6 protein-coding genes are annotated in these 5,620 nt (G+C 47.8%); 2 read left to right on the top strand and 4 right to left on the bottom strand.

What is annotated here, in order from left to right; all coding sequences use genetic code 11:
• Positions 1 to 40 precede the first annotated feature (40 nt).
• The 3 genes from QUA40_RS27430 to gyrA form a co-directional block, all read right to left on the bottom strand.
• On the bottom strand, positions 41 to 283 hold the full coding sequence (locus QUA40_RS27430; RefSeq protein WP_333131684.1) for a hypothetical protein: 243 nt from the start codon (positions 281 to 283) through the stop codon (positions 41 to 43).
• A gap of 10 nt (positions 284 to 293) precedes the next feature.
• Positions 294 to 509: a hypothetical protein gene (locus QUA40_RS27425; RefSeq protein WP_333131682.1), complete on the bottom strand. Its 216-nt coding sequence runs from the start codon at positions 507 to 509 to the stop codon at positions 294 to 296.
• A 112-nt stretch (positions 510 to 621) separates the two neighbouring features.
• The gene (gene gyrA, locus QUA40_RS27420) at positions 622 to 3,339 is read right to left on the bottom strand and encodes a DNA gyrase subunit A (RefSeq protein ID WP_333131680.1); all 2,718 of its coding nucleotides are present in this window, start codon (positions 3,337 to 3,339) and stop codon (positions 622 to 624) included.
• Between the two features lie 396 nt (positions 3,340 to 3,735).
• Between gyrA and QUA40_RS27415 the strand changes: the two genes are divergently transcribed.
• Positions 3,736 to 4,659, top strand: a complete 924-nt coding sequence (locus tag QUA40_RS27415; protein ID WP_333131678.1) for a histone deacetylase — start codon at positions 3,736 to 3,738, stop codon at positions 4,657 to 4,659.
• Here the strand turns inward: QUA40_RS27415 and QUA40_RS27410 are convergent.
• Positions 4,656 to 4,820 carry a hypothetical protein gene (locus tag QUA40_RS27410; RefSeq protein ID WP_333131676.1) on the bottom strand — a complete coding sequence of 55 codons (165 nt, stop codon included), beginning with the start codon at positions 4,818 to 4,820 and terminating at the stop codon, positions 4,656 to 4,658. The two genes, QUA40_RS27415 and QUA40_RS27410, sit on opposite strands and share 4 nt — an antisense overlap.
• Positions 4,821 to 4,994: 174 nt before the next feature.
• On the opposite strand from QUA40_RS27410, the gene QUA40_RS27405 reads away from it, so the two are divergent.
• Positions 4,995 to 5,183, top strand: a complete 189-nt coding sequence (locus QUA40_RS27405; protein ID WP_015175516.1) for a hypothetical protein — start codon at positions 4,995 to 4,997, stop codon at positions 5,181 to 5,183.
• Positions 5,184 to 5,620: the final 437 nt, after the last annotated feature.

The raw sequence follows: 5,620 nt of genomic DNA, 5'->3' as shown, positions 1-5,620 counted from the left end.
GAGTTTCAGCTTCTAGTCTTATGCACGAGTCTATCTTTTATTAGATAAAGTTATCACCATAAGTTCTGAAGAGCCCATAAATCATTCTTTTGGTTTCCAAATCGTCAACGAGAGAACTGTCGGCAATTTCAATCGCTAAATCTTGGGAAACTAGGCTATGCAAATTCACTACAGAACTGCCGCGAGGTGCCGTTTGCACCCGGTCTCCGATGTAGTAAGAAGCATCAGGTTGAGCGCCTCTGACATCTGTTTTGGCGTAGCTACAGTTGACCAGCAGTCTCATTTTTATACCTTTAGCAATGCCCAAATAAATTGATTAAGATGACGAGAATTCCGTTATCATCAGCATGATCTGCCCCGACTGCTGCGATTTCAAGCCTCAACTGTCCGTTGTAGTAATAGCATTTTGCTCGATCGTACTCCGGCTGTGTAATAATTTCTATATATTCATCCCAAGTCGCTGTAACCCAGGTATCAGTTAGTAGTTTGGTTTGGAGTTGACTCATCATTGCCTCACCGGAAAAAATCTTTGACTTTTGAGGGAAAGCTTGTGAGTAGGGGCGATCGCATTTTTACCATTCAGCAGTAAGGTGCGTCTAGCGCACCCTACAAACTCTTAACCTATGACTCTTCTGCCACTTCCTCAGATTCCGATTCTTCCGCCGATTCTTCACCAGCAGGTGGCACCAAAGCCACAGCTACGATCGAATCATCCTCATCCAACCGCTGCACCCGCACGCCCGTTGCAGTGCGCGATTGAGTAGAAATTGCACTCACAGCCTGACGGATAATAATACCTCGGTTGGTAATAATCATCAATTCGTCATCTTCGTTGACAATTCGCAGGGCAGCTACCTGATCCTTACCCTTTTTCGACTTGAATTTAGTAGCAGTCAATCCCTTACCAGCCCGTCTTTGTAGGCGGAATTGAGAAACTGGAACCCGCTTGCCGTAGCCGTTGGTGGTGATTACCAACACTGAAGGAACTTCGCTGCTAACTGTCGGAATTTCTTCGGCATCTTCGCCTTCAATTCCCTCGGCTTGCAGTTCTAATTCTTCGTCTTCCAATTCCGCATCTTCAGTTTCCAATTCAGCAATTTCTGCTCCTTCAAATTCCGAGTCTTCAGTTTCTAATAGAGCAATTTCTGCTCCTTCAAATTCCGAGTCTTCAGTTTCCAATTCAGCAATTTCGGCAACAATTGAACTCGGCAATATGTCCATGCTGATCAACTCATCGCCCGATCGCAATTTCATTGATTTGACACCCCGCGTCGCGCGGCCGACTGGGCGCAACTGTTCGTGATTGGTGCGGAAATGAATTGCCATTCCTTGGCGCGTACCGATGATGATGCTGTCGCCAACTTTTGCTCTCCGCACCCAGCGCAATTGGTCGCCTTCTTCTAAAGAAATGGCGATTAATCCATTAGTGCGGATGTTGCCAAAAGCTGAAAGTGAAGTTTTCTTAATGTAGCCGCCGCGAGTCAACATTACCAAGTATTCTTCACTGGTGAATTCTGTAACTGACACCATAGAAGTGATTTTTTCTTCTATTGGAATCGGCAACAGTTGCACCACGGGAGTGCCGCGGGCAGTCCGGGAACAGATGGGAATTTGATAAGCTTTGACAGAGTAAACTACGCCCCTGTCGCTGAAGAACAAAACGCTGTCATGATCGCAGCAGGAAAGGAAATGTTCTACTCCGTCGTCTTCTTTCATTTTCGCGCCTGCTTTGCCGCGAGTAGCGCGACTTTGGGCCTCGAAAGTGCTGACAGGCATCCGCTTGATGTAGCCTTGCTCTGTGATCAGAATAATTGCTTGTTCGTTGGCAATTAAATCTCTTTCATCGATTTCTCCTTCGGCGTGTTCGATGATGCTGCGCCTAGGAGTGGCGATTTTGGTTTGAATCTCGACTGCTTCAAATTCGGCGATTTCTAAGATGCGTTCCCTGCGCGCTAAGATATCTTCCAAATCGGCGATTTTAGCTCGCAGTTCTTCGTGTTCTTGCTGAATTTTTTGCGCTTCTAATGCTGTCAAACGCCGGAGCTGCATTTGCAGAATTGCGTCTGATTGCTGTTCCGAAAGACCGTAATTATCCATCAATTCTTGTTTCGCTGCGGCGGAGTCGGCAGCGGCGCGAATTAGATGAATAATTGCATCTAAGTTGTCTAGGGCAATTAATAAGCCTTGCAGAAGGTGGTCGCGTTCTTCTGCTTTGCGGAGCTCATATTGAGTCCGGCGAGTAATTGTCTCAATGCGGAAATCTAGGAAGACATTGAGGAATTGGGAGAGCGTAAGTAGTTGGGGTTCCCCGTTTACTAGCGCTAACATATTGGCTCCAAAGTTGGCTTGGAGGGGTGTTTGTTTATAGAGGTTGTTGAGGACGACGCGGGGATAGGCGTCGCGCTTGAGTTCGATCACGATCCGCATTCCGTCTCTATCGCTTTCGTCGCGAATGTCGGAAATTCCATCTAATCTTTTGTCGTTGACAAGTTCGGCAATTTTCTCAATTAGGGCTGCCTTGTTTGTTTGGTAAGGCAATTCGGTGATAATAATTGCTTCTTTGTCGGGGCGGCCCGGATGTTCGATGGTTTCAATGCCGGCGACTCCGCGCATTGTAATCGAACCGCGCCCGGTGGTGTAAGCATCGCGAATGCCGCCTCTACCCAGAATTTGCCCTCCGGTGGGAAAGTCCGGGCCGGGGATGTACTGCATCAATTCCAGGTCAGTAAGTGCTGGATTGTGGATTAGTGCTACCAAACCGTCAATTATTTCGCCCAAGTTGTGCGGCGGAATGTTGGTTGCCATCCCTACAGCAATCCCGGAGGAACCGTTGAGCAAAATTTGGGGGATGCGTGCCGGGAGTACGAGGGGTTCTTGCTGGGAACCGTCGAAGTTGTCGCCGAAATCAACTGTTTCCGAGTCGATGTCGCGCAGCATGGAGTCGCTAGTCAAAGCTGTGAGGCGACATTCGGTGTACCGCATGGCAGCGGGCGGGTCGTTGTCAACGGAGCCGAAGTTGCCGTGGCCGTTGATCAGGCGTTCCCGCATGGAAAAATCCTGAGCCATCCGCACCAGGGCGTCATAAACCGCTGTATCTCCGTGCGGGTGATACTTGCCCAGCACCTCCCCCACGACGCGGGCGCATTTGCGGAAAGGTCGATCGGGAGTCAAGCCCAATTCGTTCATGGCGTAGAGAATGCGTCGGTGAACGGGCTTGAGACCGTCCCTGGCATCTGGTAGCGCCCGACCGACTATTACGCTCATGGCGTATTCCAAGTACGATCGGGACATCTCACCACCCAGATCCGTCGGGATTATCCGCGACTCAGACATACTCATAGGTTGAAAAACTCCGTTAAAAATTTAAATTTGACCGCTATAAATCTCAAATATGCGATAAAATCGGTTTGGATTCAGTAGAGCTGCCAAATATTGCAAATTACTCCTGAAATTATATCACAATTTGCCTGGGACTTTATGGGAAAGTTGCCAGAAAAATTAAGGGACGAAACAAGGGAAATTCGTAAGTTGGCAGTTGGTGATTTAGTCATCAATGGGCACAAGCTAGAAAGGGTTTTTTAGGGGGAAGGCTTTCATGCTTTGGTGAGTTTTTTTGAGGGTAATCAAAAAAAACAAAATGGTTGCCCGATCGCAAGTTTAATTTCACAAAACCGAATGCCTTCTTAAAGCAAACTAAAAATCTAAAATCTAAAATCTAAAATCTAAAATCAGCCGATGCTACCCGTCATCTACTCCGACGATTTCTTGCTACACAAGACTGGAATGCTTCACCCAGAGCGACCAGAACGTTTAACGGCGATCGCTAATGCTCTAAAAGCTTCTCCTTGGGCGGATCAAATTGAATGGCAACTGCCCACCCCAGTGGCGCAGCGCGAACAAGCACTGTTCTCGGCTATCAAAAAAGTTCACTCGCAAAGATACATCAAAGAAGTCGAACATTTGGCTCATCGGGGAGGCGGCTACCTCGACGGTGATACGCCGATTTCTGCTGAAAGTTACGACGTAGCGCTGCTAGCGGCAAGTGCTTGGCTCGATGGGGTCGATCGAGTGGTGGCTGCGGGGGAACCGGCTTTTGTGCTGGCCAGGCCGCCGGGACACCACGCCGAAAAAGCCCGCGCGATGGGTTTTTGCTTGTTTTCCAATGCTGCGATCGCCGCTCACTACGCCCTGGAACAGCCGGGAATCAACCGCGTCGCCGTCCTCGACTGGGACGTGCACCACGGCAACGGCACTCAATCTTTGGTGGAAAACTGTCGGCAAATTGCCTACTGTTCCCTGCACCAATCTCCGTGCTATCCGGGAACGGGAGATGCCGAGGAGCGCGGGGCCTACGACAACGTGCTGAACATTCCCCTGTATCCGGGCGGCGGCATCGCTGAATACCTGAGCGCCTTTGAATCTCTTGTAGTGCCTTTTTTGTCCAAATTTGAACCGGATTTGTTGATTGTCAGCGCCGGTTACGACGCTACTGCCTCCGATCCGCTGGCGAGCATGACTCTGGCTCCGTCAGATTTCGGTACTTTCACCGGATACTGCCTGCAGCTCACCCGGCGCATCGCCTTTGGATTGGAGGGGGGGTACGCGCTGAAAGAGTTGGCGGAGTCGGTTGTGGCGACTATTGACCGATGCCTCAATTAGTTGGAAAATTGGCATAGGGGAAAATGAGGTTGAGAAGCGGTGAGGACGGGATGGAGAGTTTTTGAGGGCGATCGGCGAAGCTTAGATTTGGGGATTGTGCGATCGGGCTTCTTCCCTCGATCAACTGTCAACTGTCTTTTGACTTCAGTGACAAGCATCACAAATTTAAGAGATCCAAGTCACTTGGCATCAAAGTCTTGGTCACAGATTTTTAACAAAAAAATCACACTGTGTCAATGTTTTCGATCGCCTTTGAAGTCACTCCCCGAGTGCACAATACAAATACAACAAGCCTGTTAAAATTTTATCTGTCTCAATCAACTAGGAGGTTTATCATGTCAGTATCCCAAATGACACTCGAAGAGTTATTTGGTCAGGTCATGTTCTCCAGCGTCGTGACTCGCCACGACCGGAGACAGCTCAGATCTGCACTCTTAGAAAGAACGCTGAATGAAGATGAGTATGCCATCATCAACCGACTGCTGTACAACGTGCGCCGCGGTTGGGTAAAAATTGTCGATTAAAGACCAGGCAGCCAACTTTCTTCAGGGGAGTTAAAAGTAGAACTTGCCACTTCGGGAAGTTTTCGTTGTTTAATACTTGGCTCTAAAGTTGGATGTGTTGGACAACGGTGTAAATTATCAAAATCGCGCTACACATCAGCCTATAGGTAGAGATAATTAAAAAATAACAGGTTTCGGGTGCATCTCTACTTGTTAAACAATTGTGAGTTTTGAGTTACTAACTGAGAAGTTATAATTAACTCAAAACTCATAATTTTGGGGATTTGAGATTTGAGATTTGAGATTGGGAAATAGTGATGAACATCAGGGTTGGGAATCGCTATAAAGTTGATATTTTATAAACGGGTATTAAGAATCAAAACTATAGCATTTATCGAAAAGATGAGGTATGATATAACTGACTTGAAAGGAGTGAAAAATATAAGACCCCAAAATGT

It is taken from the genome of Microcoleus sp. Pol11C3 (genome assembly GCF_036701485.1).
Classification (GTDB): domain Bacteria; phylum Cyanobacteriota; class Cyanobacteriia; order Cyanobacteriales; family Microcoleaceae; genus Microcoleus.
Note: the sequence above shows the minus strand (reverse complement) of the source record. Positions and strands in the feature narration are given on the sequence as shown.